Annotated in this window: 12 protein-coding genes; 2 read left to right on the forward strand and 10 right to left on the reverse strand. The window is 67.5% G+C overall.

Annotated features, from left to right (window positions below; genetic code table 11):
- Positions 1–121: 121 nt before the first annotated feature.
- From rsmH to ACOYR3_RS19650, 8 genes are all read right to left on the reverse strand, one after another.
- On the reverse strand, positions 122–1,048 hold the full coding sequence (rsmH, locus tag ACOYR3_RS19615; protein WP_422843976.1) for a 16S rRNA (cytosine(1402)-N(4))-methyltransferase RsmH: 927 nt from the start codon (positions 1,046–1,048) through the stop codon (positions 122–124).
- A 3-nt stretch (positions 1,049–1,051) separates the two neighbouring features.
- A complete protein-coding gene (gene mraZ / locus ACOYR3_RS19620) occupies positions 1,052–1,480 on the reverse strand; it encodes a division/cell wall cluster transcriptional repressor MraZ (RefSeq protein WP_291484288.1) in 429 nt (142 codons plus the stop codon).
- 261 nt (positions 1,481–1,741) lie between these two features.
- Complete coding sequence (gene hslU / locus ACOYR3_RS19625; RefSeq protein ID WP_422843977.1) at positions 1,742–3,067, reverse strand: ATP-dependent protease ATPase subunit HslU; 1,326 nt, start codon at positions 3,065–3,067, stop codon at positions 1,742–1,744.
- 95 nt (positions 3,068–3,162) lie between these two features.
- Positions 3,163–3,726 (reverse strand): ATP-dependent protease subunit HslV, encoded by a 564-nt coding sequence (gene hslV, locus ACOYR3_RS19630; RefSeq protein ID WP_291484286.1) that lies wholly within the window; start codon positions 3,724–3,726, stop codon positions 3,163–3,165.
- Between the two features lie 142 nt (positions 3,727–3,868).
- Positions 3,869–5,617 carry an STAS domain-containing protein gene (locus tag ACOYR3_RS19635; RefSeq protein ID WP_422843978.1) on the reverse strand — a complete coding sequence of 583 codons (1,749 nt, stop codon included), beginning with the start codon at positions 5,615–5,617 and terminating at the stop codon, positions 3,869–3,871.
- A 48-nt stretch (positions 5,618–5,665) separates the two neighbouring features.
- Positions 5,666–6,454, reverse strand: coding sequence for an RNA polymerase-binding protein DksA (dksA, locus tag ACOYR3_RS19640; RefSeq protein WP_422843979.1), 789 nt, complete (start codon positions 6,452–6,454; stop codon positions 5,666–5,668).
- A 173-nt stretch (positions 6,455–6,627) separates the two neighbouring features.
- Positions 6,628–7,686 (reverse strand): CobW family GTP-binding protein, encoded by a 1,059-nt coding sequence (locus ACOYR3_RS19645; RefSeq protein ID WP_422843980.1) that lies wholly within the window; start codon positions 7,684–7,686, stop codon positions 6,628–6,630.
- Between the two features lie 148 nt (positions 7,687–7,834).
- Positions 7,835–9,088 (reverse strand): class I SAM-dependent rRNA methyltransferase, encoded by a 1,254-nt coding sequence (locus tag ACOYR3_RS19650; RefSeq protein ID WP_422843981.1) that lies wholly within the window; start codon positions 9,086–9,088, stop codon positions 7,835–7,837.
- Between the two features lie 165 nt (positions 9,089–9,253).
- Between ACOYR3_RS19650 and ACOYR3_RS19655 the strand changes: the two genes are divergently transcribed.
- Both ACOYR3_RS19655 and ACOYR3_RS19660 read left to right on the forward strand, forming a co-directional pair.
- Positions 9,254–9,763 carry a chemotaxis protein CheW gene (locus ACOYR3_RS19655; RefSeq protein WP_422843982.1) on the forward strand — a complete coding sequence of 170 codons (510 nt, stop codon included), beginning with the start codon at positions 9,254–9,256 and terminating at the stop codon, positions 9,761–9,763.
- A gap of 39 nt (positions 9,764–9,802) precedes the next feature.
- Positions 9,803–11,443: a methyl-accepting chemotaxis protein gene (locus tag ACOYR3_RS19660; protein ID WP_422843983.1), complete on the forward strand. Its 1,641-nt coding sequence runs from the start codon at positions 9,803–9,805 to the stop codon at positions 11,441–11,443.
- 123 nt (positions 11,444–11,566) lie between these two features.
- Here ACOYR3_RS19660 and ACOYR3_RS19665 read toward each other — a convergent pair whose 3' ends face one another.
- Positions 11,567–12,307, reverse strand: a complete 741-nt coding sequence (locus ACOYR3_RS19665; RefSeq protein ID WP_422843984.1) for a response regulator — start codon at positions 12,305–12,307, stop codon at positions 11,567–11,569.
- A 61-nt stretch (positions 12,308–12,368) separates the two neighbouring features.
- Positions 12,369–13,091 (reverse strand): response regulator, encoded by a 723-nt coding sequence (locus ACOYR3_RS19670; protein ID WP_422843985.1) that lies wholly within the window; start codon positions 13,089–13,091, stop codon positions 12,369–12,371.
- Positions 13,092–13,157: the final 66 nt, after the last annotated feature.

Raw genomic sequence — 13,157 nt, forward strand, 5'->3', positions numbered from 1 at the left:
TCCAGCATCAATGGAGACGGGCGCGGCCCCGGCGGGGGACGCCGAGCACGGGCCGCCCCGCAGCGAGGGCGTCGCCCCCTTGCAGGGGGACGGCGCGAAGCGGCTCAGGAGGTGCTGCATGTCAGACCTCCGTGCGCTCGGCCACGCGCATGATGGCGCTGCGCGCACGCGGGTTGGCCTCCACCTCGGCCGCGCTGGGCTTGATGCGGTCCAGGGCCACGAGCTTCATGGGCTGCGGCTTGGCAAAGGGGGCGCGGCGGTCGTACACCTCCTTGGAATGCTGGGCGATGAACTGCTTGACGATGCGGTCCTCCAGCGAGTGGAAGCTGATGACCACCAGCCGCCCGCCCGGCTGCAGCACCAAGAGGCTGGCCTCTAGCGCCTGTTGCAGCTCTTCAAGCTCGGCGTTGATGAAAATCCGAAGAGCTTGAAATGTGCGCGTTGCAGGGTTCTGGCCCGGCTCGCGGGTTTTGACCGCGCCAGCCACGAGTTCGGCCAGTTCGGCGGTGGTTGCAAGAGCACCCCGTTCTTCGCGCCGAGCAACAATCGCCTTTGCAATGGGGCCAGCAAACCGTTCTTCACCGTAGTCACGTATCACCTCTGCAATCTGCCCGACTTCGGCCGTGGCCAGCCAATCGGCCACGCTGGTGCCGCGCGTGGTGTCCATGCGCATGTCCAGAGGGCCGTCAAAACGGAAACTGAAACCCCGCCCGGGGCTGTCGATCTGGGGCGAGCTCACGCCCAGGTCCATCAGCACGCCGGCCGCGCTGGCGGCAGGCAGCTCGGCCAAGTGGCGGAATCCTTCGTGCCGGATGGAAAAACGCGCATCGGTGATGCGCGTTGCTTCGGCGATGGCTTCGGGGTCCTTGTCAAAGGCCACCAGTCGGCCTTCGGGCCCCAGCCGGTGCAGGATGAGGCGCGAATGCCCGCCGCGGCCGAAGGTGGCGTCCACCCAGGTGCCGCCGGGCGACGGCCCCGCGCCCCCGAGGAGCGCATCCACGGCCTCCTGAAGCAGGACGGTGGTGTGTTGCAAAGCAGTGTCGGCCATGGTCTAGAAGGAGAAATCCTTGAACACGTCCGGCATCTCGCCCTGCATGGCCTGGGCCTCCTGCTCGTCGTAGGTGGCCTTGTCCCAGAGTTCGAAGTGGTTGCCCATGCCCAGCAGCATGGTGTCCTTGCTGATGCCGGCGGCCTGGCGCAGCTCGGGCGAGATCAGCACGCGGCCGGTGCCGTCCATCTCCACGTCCATGGCATTGCCCAGGAAGATGCGCTTCCACCATTGGGCGGACATGGGCAGCTGGGCGATGCGCTCGCGGAATTTCTCCCACTCGGGGCGGGGGAACACCATCAGGCAGCCGTGGGGGTGCTTGGTGATCGTGAGCTGGCCCGCAGCGGTGGCCGCGAGCACGTCACGGTGCCGGGTCGGCACGGACAGCCGACCCTTCGCATCGAGACTCAGCGACGAGGCACCTTGAAACACGGACGAGATTCCCAGTTGGGTTGGAATCCTCGGAGGCCGAATTGGCGCTCCAAGGGCACTTTTCACCACTTAATTGCACTTTTTTGCACTGTAGCAGGAAAAGCACACCGAACAAGGGGTGTGACAGAAACTTTTGCAATGAAATCAACGACTTAGCCGCGCCTTCGCAAGCGAGGGCGCGGCAAAAGTCGTTGAAAAAGAAGAACTTACGAAAGCCTGTGGAAGTGAACTCTCAAGCCCTCGCCGGGCTTGACGCAGTGGTCACAGGATGTAGCGGGAGAGGTCTTCGTCCTGGCTCAGGCTGTCCAGGCGGGCATCGACATAGGCGGCATCGACCGTCACGGTCTGGCCCGAGAGGCGGGTGGCGTCGAAGCTGACCTCGTCCAGCAGGCGCTCCATCACTGTGGCTAGGCGGCGGGCGCCGATGTTTTCGGTGCGCTCGTTCACGTTGAAGGCAATGTGCGCCAGGCGCGTGATGCCCTCGGGCGCAAACACCAGCGTGACGCCTTCGGTGGCCAGCAGCGCCTGGTACTGCTTGACCAGCGAGGCGTGCGTCTGGGTCAGGATGGCCTCGAAATCCTGCACGGACAGCGACTCCAGCTCCACGCGGATCGGAAATCGCCCCTGCAGCTCGGGGATCAGGTCGCTGGGCTTGGACAGGTGGAACGCGCCCGAGGCGATGAACAGAATGTGGTCCGTCTTGACCATGCCGTACTTGGTGGACACCGTGGTGCCCTCCACCAGCGGCAGCAGGTCGCGCTGCACGCCCTGGCGCGACACGTCGGCGCCGCTGGTTTCCTGGCGGGCGGCCACCTTGTCGATCTCGTCGATGAAGACGATGCCGTTCTGCTCCGCGTTGGCGATGGCGCGGGTCTTGATCTCTTCCTCGTTGACGAGCTTGCCGGCCTCTTCATCGGTCAGGAGCTTGAGCGCCTCGGCGATCTTGAGCTTGCGCGTCTTGCGCTTGTCCTGGCCCAGGTGGCTGAACATGCCGCGCAGCTGCTCGGTCATTTCCTCCATGCCCTGCGGGCCCATGATTTCGAGCTGCGGCCGCGCTTCGGCCACGTCGATCTCGATCTCCTTGTCATCCAGCTGGCCCTCGCGCAGCTTCTTGCGGAACACCTGGCGCGCCGTGTTGTCGGCGGCCGGCTCGGTGCCTGCGGCGGTGCGGGCCTGGGGGACCAGCACGTCCAGGATGCGGTCCTCGGCGGCATCCTTAGCGCGCACGCGCACCTTCTTCATCTCGGACTCGCGCGTCTGCTTGACGGCCATCTCCGCCAGGTCACGGATGATGGAGTCCACGTCCTTGCCCACGTAGCCCACCTCGGTGAACTTGGTGGCCTCCACCTTGATGAAGGGCGCGTCGGCCAGCCGCGCCAGGCGGCGCGCGATCTCGGTCTTGCCCACGCCGGTGGGGCCGATCATGAGGATGTTCTTGGGCGTGATCTCCTGGCGCAGGCTGCCCTCGACCTGCTGGCGGCGCCAGCGGTTGCGCAGCGCGATGGCCACCGCGCGCTTGGCGCCGGCCTGGCCCACGATGTGGTTGTCGAGTTCGGAGACGATCTCCTGGGGGGTCATGGACGACATAGCAGAAATCTCAGTCAAATCAGGCTCCAGCGCTTATACAGCAAGCGCTGGCAGCTATCAAAAAGATACCAGGCAGCCGCCTGCCCGGTGGTACATCACAGCGTCTCGATGGTGTGGTGCATGTTGGTGTAGATGCACAGCTCGCCCGCGATCTCCAGCGACTTCTTGACGATGTCCTGGGCCGACAGGTCCGTGTGGTTGAGCAGCGCCTTGGCGGCCGAGTGGGCATAGGCCCCGCCCGAGCCGATGGCCACGATGCCCTGCTCGGGCTCCAGCACGTCGCCGTTGCCGGTGATGATGAGCGACGCGCTCGCGTCGGCCACGGCCAGCATGGCTTCGAGCTTGCGCAGCACGCGGTCGGTGCGCCAGTCCTTGGTCAGCTCGATGGCGGCGCGGGTCAGGTGCCCCTGGTGCTTTTCCAGCTTGGCCTCGAAGCGCTCGAACAGCGTGAAGGCATCCGCCGTGGCGCCCGCGAAACCCGCAAGCACCTTGCCGTGGTAGAGCTTGCGCACCTTGCGCGCCGAGCCCTTGACCACGATGTTGCCCAGGGTGACTTGGCCGTCGCCGCCAATGGCGACCTGCACGCCGTCAGGCGTCTGGCGACGCACGCTCAGGATGGTGGTGCCGTGAAAGACCGGGGTGTTTTGAGAAGAATCCATAGCTGCCGCAGATGGGGGCGCTCGCGCCCGCTTTCAAGCGGGGCGAGGCTTCAGGCCCCGGCGCCGGGCAGCCACACGCGCCGGCCCGCCAGGCCGGCATGGCGCCGTGGCGCCGTGGGCAGGGCCGCTGCGTCGGCGCGCGTCAGTTCTTGCGCGGGACCACCCAGGCGTGCTCGTTGATGCCGATCACGTTGAAGAAGATCGCCACCAGCCGCTGCAGGTTGTGGAACTGGACGACATGGCCCTGCCCCTGCTGCTCGGCCGCCCAGTTCAGCACGGAGCCAGCGGCCGCAAAATCAACACGGATGAGCTTGTCGCAGGCAATGGTGAAGGGCACGCCGGGACGCAGCAGCGCCTGGAAGGGCTCCAGCAGCGGCGCCGCATCGCCCTCCACGTGGCCGCTGAGCTGGGCCACGGGGGCGGCCTCCTGCGCAGCGGCGCTCTCGCCCAGGTCGGAGGCCGCAAAGTCGCTGTCGGCCGCCAGCGGCGCAGCGCCGGACGAAACACCCTCGTTGTCAGAGTAGCCGCAGCGCGGAGAGGCCCAGGAGGGCGGCGAGACCTCGTAGGTCACGCAGTAGTCCAGGGCCACCAGCTCGAATTCCTCGGGTTTGCCCATGAGGCGCAGTGCCGCCATGCGCAGCCGCCACCATTCCGGGCTCGTGGCGCGGTCGCCGGACTGGGTCTTGGCCTCCAGCAGGGCGTTGAGCTTTTCCACGCCCGAGAACACCAGCTGGCCGTCCCGGTCGCCCCACTGCGTGAACAGGTCTGCCAGCAGCGGCACGGCGGCTTCATCGATGGACACCAGCCGCGCCCACGACAGCGTCCAGGGCGATGCCGCGCGCGCCAGCGAGGCCTGCAGCGCCGCCACCGAGGACACGGCCAGCGTGCCCGGCGCATTCCAGTGGAAGTCGCGGCGCACGGGCACAGCGGCGGGGCTGGGCGCAGCGGCCTGTGCCGTCACGGGCGCCATGCCCAGTTGTTCGGGCATCGAGAACCACAGCGGCGCGGAACGGCTGTACCGGGCCGCGAAGTCGATGGCCAGGGTTTCAAACCTGTCCTGCTGCCCCGTGGCACGGTACAAGTCGAACAAGGTCATCCAGATTTCCAGCTGCTGTTCCGGCGGGTCCTGCTGGTGCTGGGCCAGCACATCCAGCAGGCCGGCTTCCGCGCCGGCATGGTCGCCGTTGGCAAACCGGATGGCCGCTTCTTCCAGGTCGGGTTCGTGCACGAATTCCTCCGGTTCGGGCGGGGGCGTTGGCGTTGGCGTGTAAATGGCCGCGGTGCCGAGGGCGGCTTCATCGGCGCCGGTGCTGGCAAGCATCTGCGCATCCCTGGCGCCGAACTGCCCCACCGCCATGCTGTCGTCCGCGAACAGGGGCGGCACGCTGGCCTTGCCCTCCACGGGTGCCGGCAGGCTGCCGGGCGCGGTGGGCGCATAGGCCCGGGCGTGCTGCGATTCGGTGATGTCCGCAGCGCCGCCGGCCGCCGACACCGTGGCGGGCTGCGTGGGTGCGTCGGCGCCCTGCTTGCTCTTCCACCACTGCTGCGACATCTGCGCTTCGATCTCGTCGATCTTCTTGAGCGTGACGGCGCGGTCGTCCGGCGACGCCATGCTGCTCTGGAAGAACGAGGGCCGGGCGGTGGGATCTTCCGTGCGCTGCCCCTGCAGGGCCTCGCGCCGGCGCAGCTTGCGCAGCTGATCGAACTCCCGGCGCCGCACGAAGTCGTTGCGGCGCTTGCGCTCGATCATCTCCTTGAGCATCTGCTTGCTGTACTGGCTCTCCCGGTCGTCCTGGATGGAGTCCAGCTCGGTCCAGTTCACCGTCGGGTTCTTCACGAACCGCACCACCTTCGATAGCAGTCCGCCAGGGGTGGTTTCTTCCTTGCTCATGGCTCGGGGTGCTCTGGAATGGGATGAATCAGGCCGCAGGCGGCCGGATCAATCACCGAACATCTTCTGCTTCAGCTCGCGGCGTTGTTGCGCTTCCAGCGACAAGGTGGCGGTCGGGCGGGCGATCAGGCGGCCCACGCCGATGGGTTCGCCGGTTTCGTCGCAGTAGCCGTAGTCGCCCGCGTCGATGCGCGCAATCGACTGCTCGATCTTCTTGAGCAGCTTGCGTTCGCGGTCGCGGGTGCGCAGTTCCAGCGCGTGTTCTTCTTCAATGGTGGCGCGGTCGGCCGGGTCGGGCACCACCACGGTGTCTTCCCGCAGGTGCTCCGTGGTCTCGCCCGCACTGTTGTGGATGTCCTGCTTGAGCTGCACGAGCTTGTGGCGAAAGAACGCCATCTGCTTCTCGTTCATGTACTCGCTGTCAGGCATGGCCATGACTTCGGCGTCAGTCAACTCGGCGGCGGACTTGGTCTTCCAGTTGTTCGCCAGCTTGGGGTCTTTTTTGGCAGCGATCACAGAGGGCTGCGCTTGCGCGGTCGTGGGCATGGTGTGTTGGTAACTGGCTTTGGCGGCGGTTGAAGCCACTGCCTGCGCCATGGATGGTACGGTCAATTGGGCCAATCGGGAAGAAGGCCGGGTTGTGCGCACGGGTACCTGCAAATCCGCCTGCGCCGGTGCTGCGGCGGGGGGCGCCGAGACCTTGGGTGCTGCAGCCGCCGCCTTGCCGCCAACGCCCTTGGCTGCCGCCTTGGGCGCCGACGGGGCTGCGGCAGTGCTTTTGGCCGCGGCCGGGGTTGCTTTGGTGGCCCCCTTGGATTTGCTGGTGTCGGCTTTCACTTCCTGGTCTCCTCGCAATACGGGCGGGCCCCGGCCGCGCGAGCAGACAGGGGCGGGTGGCAAGCCTTCCGGGGTTTTACCGGGGCGCGATTGTATCGACCTGGGCTGGCGCCAGCAGAAACGTTGCAGATACAACACAAACCGCCCCGCGGCGGCCCCTGCGGCGCGGTGTTTCAGGCGAGGCTTTGCTCCAGGCCCTGCAGGAAGATGTCCTTGGGCAGGTCGATGCCGATAAACACCATCTTGCTGGTACGCGCCTCGCCCTCGGCCCACTGGGGCCCCAGGTCGCTGCCCATGAGCTGGTGCACGCCCTGGAAGATCACCTTGCGCTCGGTGCCCTTCATATGGAGAACGCCCTTGTAGCGCAGCATGCGCGGACCATAAATGTTGACAATGGCACCCAGAAAGTCCTCCAGCTTGACCGGGTCGAACGGGCGGTCGGAGCGGAAGACAAAGCTCTTCACGTCGTCATCGTGGTGGTGGTGGTGCCCGTGGTCGTGGCCGTGCTGGTGGGACGGGTGGTTGCAATGCTCGCCGTGCACATGGTCATGGTCGTGGTCGCCATGGCCCTCTTCTTCCTTGAGGAACTCGGGGTCGATGTCCAGCTTGGCGCTCAGATTGAAGCCCCGCAGGTCCAGCACCTCGTTGAGCGGCACTTCGCCGAAGTGCACCGCCTTGATGGGCGCGCGCGGGTTCATGTGCTTGAGGCGGTGGATCAGCGCGTCGGTCTCTTCCTGGGACACCAGGTCGGTCTTGGACAGGAAGATCTGGTCGGCAAAGCCCACCTGGCGACGCGCCTCCTGCCGGTCGTTGAGCTGCTGGGGCGCGTGCTTGGCATCCACCAGCGTGATGATGGAGTCGATGAGATAGGTCTCGGCGATCTCTTCGTCCATGAAGAAGGTCTGCGCCACGGGGCCGGGGTCGGCCACGCCGGTGGTTTCGATCACGATGCGGTCGAACTCCAGCAGGTTCTTGCGCTTCTTGGCGGCCAGCAGCTGCAGCGTCTCGCGCAGGTCCTCGCGGATGGTGCAGCAGATGCAGCCATTGCTCATCTGGACGATCTGCTCCTTGGACTCGGTCACCAGGATGTCGTTGTCGATGTTCTCTTCGCCGAACTCGTTTTCGATGACGGCGATCTTCTGGCCGTGGGCTTCGGAGAGCAGGCGCTTGAGCAGGGTGGTCTTGCCCGAGCCCAGGAAGCCGGTGAGGATGGTGACGGGGATCAGTGCCATGGAGGGGTCTTTCAATGCGTGATCGGGGCCTGCTGCGGCGCCCGGCGGCCGGAGCCAGCGCAGGGGCGCGATGCGCGTGCAGCAAGGGAGTAACTTTTCAGTGTAGCGAGGGTGTCAAGCCCCCGCAGGCACCCGGCCCACCCGCCGCTCACCCCTTGCGCATCACCACCAGGCCCTTGAGGTACTCGCCCTCGGGGAATTCCAGCGTCATCGGGTGGTCGGGCGCGCCGCCCAGGCGCTCCAGGATGTAGCCGTCCACGCCCGCGTCGGCCCCCGCGGACGCGACGATCTTGTGGAACAGGTCGGCGCTGATGCCGCCCGAGCACGAAAACGTGAACAGCACCCCGCCCGGCGACAGCAGCTGCAGCGCCAGCCGGTTGATGTCCTTGTAGGCGCGCGCGGCCCGCTCGGCGTGCGTGGCCGTGGGCGCGAACTTGGGCGGGTCCAGGATGATGGCGTCAAAGCGCTGGCCTTCCTTGAGGAACTGGCGCAGCGAGGCGTTCACGTCCGCATCCATGAAGCTGGCGCGGTTCACGTCAAATCCGTTGAGCGCCACATGGGCGCGCGCGCGCTCCAGGGCGGGACCCGAGGAGTCGATGGAAATCACCTGCCCGGCCGCCGCACCGGCGCCCCCGCCCAGCCCAGCGGCCTCGGCCGCCCGCATGCCCGCCAGCGCCGCCACGGTGAAGCCCCCCGTGTAGCTGAAGCAGTTGAGCACCCGCTGAAAGCCCAGCCGCCGCGCGTAGTCGGCAAAGCGCTTGCGGCTGTCGCGCTGGTCCAGGTAGAAGCCGGTCTTGTGGCCTTCGGCGATGTTCAGCGTCAGGCGCCACTGGTGTTCCTGGATGGCCAGCTCCAGCGGCGGGGGCGTCTCGCCGGGCCGGGCCTCGCCGCCGCGCAGCCAGCCCGTGGCAGGGGCCAGCCCCTCCAGCGCGCGCACGCTGGCGTCCGAGCGCTCGTACAGCTTGGCAAGGCCCGTCTCGCGCAGCAGCGCGTCGGCGATCACCCCCTTCCAGCGCTCGGTGCCCGCGCTGGTGAACTGGGCCACCAGCGTGTCGCCATAGCGGTCCACGATGAGCCCGGGCAGGCCGTCGGATTCGCCGTGCACCAGCCGCACGCCGTCGCTTTGGATATCAAAACGGGCTCTAGCGATGATGGAGCGGGCGCAAGCAGCTATGAAAAATGGAGCATCAATGCGCTGCGCCTCGTCAAAGCTCCACACCCGCGCCCGGATGCGCGAGCTGGGGCTGTAGGCCGCCCAGGCCAGGAACTGGCCTTCGTGCGACTCCACCCGCACCGTTTCGCCGCTGTCGCCGCCGCCCTTGGCGATGGCCGATTCAAAGATCCAGGGATGGCGGCGCAGGAGAGAGCGCTCTTTGCCAGGGCGAAGGCGAAGGGTTTTCATGGCCCGGATTGTGCCGCCCCTCCCTCCGACGCCCACTGCCCGAGCCCCCCGCCCACACGGCGGCGCCCGCAACAGCAAACGCCAATTTATCAATTTTCCCTGGTTTCAATTGACAAAATTGATTTCAACTCCTTACAATTGCCAAAATTATCATTTTTATCAAACATGACCGCACTCCCCACCGCAGCCACGCGGCCCTCGGCCGACGGCCTTCCGAACGCCTTGACGGACCTGCGCGAATTCCTGGCCTTCAAGATCGGCTCCGAGGAGTACGGCGTCGACATCCTGCGCGTGCAGGAAATCCGCTCGTACGAGAAGCCCACCGCCATCGCCAACGCGGCCGCCGAGCTCAAGGGCGTGGTGAACCTGCGCGGCGTCATCGTCCCCATCATCGACCTGCGCCTGAAGCTGGGCCTGCAGGAAGCGCGCTACGACCACCTGACGGTGGTGATCGTGCTCAACATCGGCCAGCGCGTGGTCGGCGTGGTGGTGGACAGCGTCTCGGACGTGCTGACGCTGGAACGCGAGCAGCTGCGTCCGGTGCCGACCCTGGACATGGACCAGGACCGCGACCACCTGCTCGCCATCGGCTCGGTGGACAACCGCATGCTCATCCTGCTCGACATTGAAAAGCTCCTGGCCCCCGCACTGGCCAGCCACCCCACGGGGCACTAAGCCCACAGCCCCCTCAACCTATCCCCCGATGGATCCGTCATGAAATTCTTCAACGCCTTTGGCATCACCCAGCGCCTGTACCTCGTATCCGTTGCGCTGATCGGCGGGCTGGCGCTGGTCGCCCTGCTGGCCTGGAACAACATTTCCGAAGTCACCCGCCAGACACGCAGCGTGGCCACGGAGTCCGTGCCCCACCAGCTGCGCCTGGCCACCATGGAGCTGAACGTGACGCGCACCTCGCTGCAGCTGCGCCACGCCATCCTGGTGCGCACGCCCGCGGACCTCAAGGCGACCCTGGCGGACATCGGCGAGAAGCGCAAGCTGATCGACGCGGACCAGGCCACCCTGGAAAAGGCCGCCGTCACGGCCGAAGACAAGGCCGAGTACGCGGCCCTGGTGCAGGCCTTCGTCGGCTTCTGGCAATTTGCCGGACAGAACGTCCAGTTGATCGAGCAAGGCAACAAGGAAGAGGCCTTCGACTTCCTGGTGGCCAAGACGATTCCCGCGCGCAACGTGGTGCTGGAAATGCTGAGCAAGCAAAAGCACCGCCAGAGCGCGGCCCTGACCGCCAGCCTGGAGCACATCGAAGCGGACGCCAAGCAGACGCTCAACAGCCTGGTGGCGGCCGTGGCGGCCCTTGCCACGGGCCTGCTGCTTTTTGCGTGGTACGTAGGCCGCGTGCTGCAGCGCCGCGTCGCCCAGGCCCAAACGGTGGCGGCCCGGGTGCGCGACGGGGACCTGACCGGCCCAGTGGTGGACACCGCCAACGACGAGTTCAGCCCCCTGCTCAAGGCCCTGGCCGACATGCAGGCGTCGCTGATCCGCGTGGTGTCCCAGGTGCGCCAGGGGTCCGACAGCGTGGCCACCGCGAGCGCGGAAATCTCTGCAGGCAACGGCGACCTGTCGGCGCGCACCGAGAACCAGGCCAGCGCCCTGCAGGAGACGGCCGCCTCCATGGAGCAGCTCAACTCGACCGTGCGCCAGAACGCCGAAAACGCGCGCCACGCCAACCAGTTGGCCCGCAACGCATCGGAAGTGGCGACGCAGGGCGGCGATGTGGTGGCCGACGTGGTTCGCACCATGAAGGACATCAACGACAGCTCCCGCAAGATCTCCGACATCATCGGCGTCATCGACGGCATCGCCTTCCAGACCAACATCCTGGCCCTGAATGCCGCGGTGGAAGCCGCACGCGCCGGCGAGCAGGGCCGCGGCTTCGCGGTGGTTGCCAGCGAAGTGCGCAACCTGGCCAGCCGTTCTGCCGAGGCCGCCCGCGAAATCAAGTCGCTGATCGGCGCCAGCGTGGAGCGCGTGGAAGCAGGCTCCGCGCTCGTGGACCGCGCCGGCCAGACCATGAGCGATGTGGTGACCGCCATCACCCGCGTCACCGACATCATGGCGGAGATCAGCGCGGCCAGCTCCGAGCAGAGCCAGGGCGTCGACCAAGTCAACGAGGCCGTCACGCAGATGGACCAGGCCACGCAGCAGAACGCCGCCCTGGTGGAAGAAATGGCCGCCGCGGCCACCAGCCTCAACCACCAGGCGGCGGAGCTGGTGAACGTGGTGTCGGCGTTCAAGGTGGCGGCGGCGGACACCGCGCGCCACGGCGCCCTGCCACCGTCCGGCTACGCCAGCCCCGCCCCGCAGGCGGCGCCCGGCCGCCTTGCCTACAACGGGTAGCGCCTGCGGCCCACTCCTTTCCCTGTGCATCCCTCTTGGCCACCTTCGGGTGGCTTTTTTTGTGCTGGATCCGGGCGGGGCTTTTGCGGCAAGGTCCCGGCCCGGCGCCAAGCGCCACGCGGCTCAGCCCGCTGCTGCCACCGCGGCCACCTGCTCGCGCAGGCGCAGCCAGGCCTCGGCCAGCGGCGCGCCGGCCGCGCCCCCCGCGGCCAGCTCTTCGGCGGCACGCGCCAGGCGGGCAGCGTCTGCTTCCCCCAGCATCGTCAGTACCGATTTGAGGTTGTGCGCCACGCGCTGCACGGCGGCAACGTCGGCCGCGGCCATGGCCGCATCGCCCGCCGCCAGGTCGTGCGCGAACTGGGCCAGGCACGCTTGGCGGTAGGCGGCATAGAGCGCGCGGTCGCCCCCGAAGAACGCCACGGCCGGGTCTTGCACCGGGGCGGCCGGCGGTGCGCTGGCCTTCCCAGGCGTCGCAGCCAGGCTGGCCAGCGCGTCCGATACGCACCCCACCAGGGCCCCCACAGAGGCCGGCTTGCGCAGCACGCGCCAGACCTTCAGCGCCGCCAGCTGGCGCTCGACGGCACCATCGACGCCGCCGCTGAAAACCACCATCCGGCACGCCGCGGCGGGCCCCTCTGCCTGCGTCCCGGCCAGCCCGGACAGCAGGTCCAGGCCCGAACCATCGGGCAGGGTGAGGTCGGTCAGCACCATCGCTGCCGGGCCCGCGCTCCACGCGCGCCGCGCTTCGGCCAGCGTGGCGCAGGGCACGAGGGCAATGTCCAGGTCCTCCAGCGCCAGCTGGACGAACCGGCGCACATGGGCGTCATCCTCCACCAGCAAAACGCGCGGCAGCATCGTCACCATCACAGTCCTTTCAGGGAGCGGGCCGAAGAATGGCCAAGCCGCCGTGACCGCGGCCGGGAGCTCAGGGCCTTTGCGCGGGCTGTTTCGCGGGCGGTTGCGCCAGCAGGCCGGCCAGCAACGCCGGCAGCTCTTGCGCCAGCAAGGGCTTGTGCACCACGGGCAGCCCCGCCAGCGCAAAGGCATAGGGGCCGCGCTGGTCCTCGTCCAGCGACGTCACGACGATGAGCCGGCTGCGCTGGAACTGGGGGTGGCTGCGCAGGCGCGCAATCAGCGTGGCGCCATCAATGCCGGGCAGGAGGATGTCGACGATGAGCACCTCCGGCTGCAGTTCGCCCGCCATGGCCAGCCCGACGATCCCGTCTTCCGCCACATGCAGTTCGATGCCCGGGAAATGGTGGGACATCAGCAGCTTGACCAGCGTCTGAAAGTGCACCGAATCCTCGATCAGCAGCACGCGCTGCGCGGCGGCGCCCCGGTCAGTGCCACGGCCTTCGGGCGGCAGCGCGGCCGGTGCCGGCGCGGCAGCCGCCCCGCGGGCACCGGCGGCCGGCAGCGGCGCCGCGGCGCCTGGGGCCGGGCCAGCCCCGGGCGGCGCCTGGCGCTGGGCCAGCCACCGCTCGACGGAGGCCTTGGCAATGCGGCGGTGGCCGCCCGGCGTCTTCCAGGCATCCAGTTCGCCGCGGTCCACCATCAGTTGCACGGACCGCACGGCCATGCCCAGGACCCGCGCCACGTCACGCGTGCTGCAGTCCGCCGGCAAAGAGTCCCATTGGCTTGATTCCATGCGTCAGATTTTATCACTTCAAGAAATCATTTTTATGATAAAATTGATACATTCAAGAACAACCTC

It is taken from the genome of Acidovorax sp. M2(2025) (assembly GCF_049330835.1).
Lineage (GTDB): Bacteria > Pseudomonadota > Gammaproteobacteria > Burkholderiales > Burkholderiaceae_C > Acidovorax.

Coding starts and splice junctions, on each gene's coding strand:
- rsmH (WP_422843976.1), bottom strand. CDS start 1,048: ATGGCCGACACTGCTTTGCAACACACCACCGTCCTGCTTCAGGAGGCC.
- hslU (WP_422843977.1), bottom strand. CDS start 3,067: ATGTCGTCCATGACCCCCCAGGAGATCGTCTCCGAACTCGACAACCAC.
- hslV (WP_291484286.1), bottom strand. CDS start 3,726: ATGGATTCTTCTCAAAACACCCCGGTCTTTCACGGCACCACCATCCTG.
- ACOYR3_RS19635 (WP_422843978.1), bottom strand. CDS start 5,617: ATGAGCAAGGAAGAAACCACCCCTGGCGGACTGCTATCGAAGGTGGTG.
- ACOYR3_RS19645 (WP_422843980.1), bottom strand. CDS start 7,686: ATGGCACTGATCCCCGTCACCATCCTCACCGGCTTCCTGGGCTCGGGC.
- ACOYR3_RS19650 (WP_422843981.1), bottom strand. CDS start 9,088: ATGAAAACCCTTCGCCTTCGCCCTGGCAAAGAGCGCTCTCTCCTGCGC.
- ACOYR3_RS19655 (WP_422843982.1), top strand. CDS start 9,254: ATGACCGCACTCCCCACCGCAGCCACGCGGCCCTCGGCCGACGGCCTT.
- ACOYR3_RS19660 (WP_422843983.1), top strand. CDS start 9,803: ATGAAATTCTTCAACGCCTTTGGCATCACCCAGCGCCTGTACCTCGTA.
- ACOYR3_RS19665 (WP_422843984.1), bottom strand. CDS start 12,307: ATGGTGACGATGCTGCCGCGCGTTTTGCTGGTGGAGGATGACGCCCAT.
- ACOYR3_RS19670 (WP_422843985.1), bottom strand. CDS start 13,091: ATGGAATCAAGCCAATGGGACTCTTTGCCGGCGGACTGCAGCACGCGT.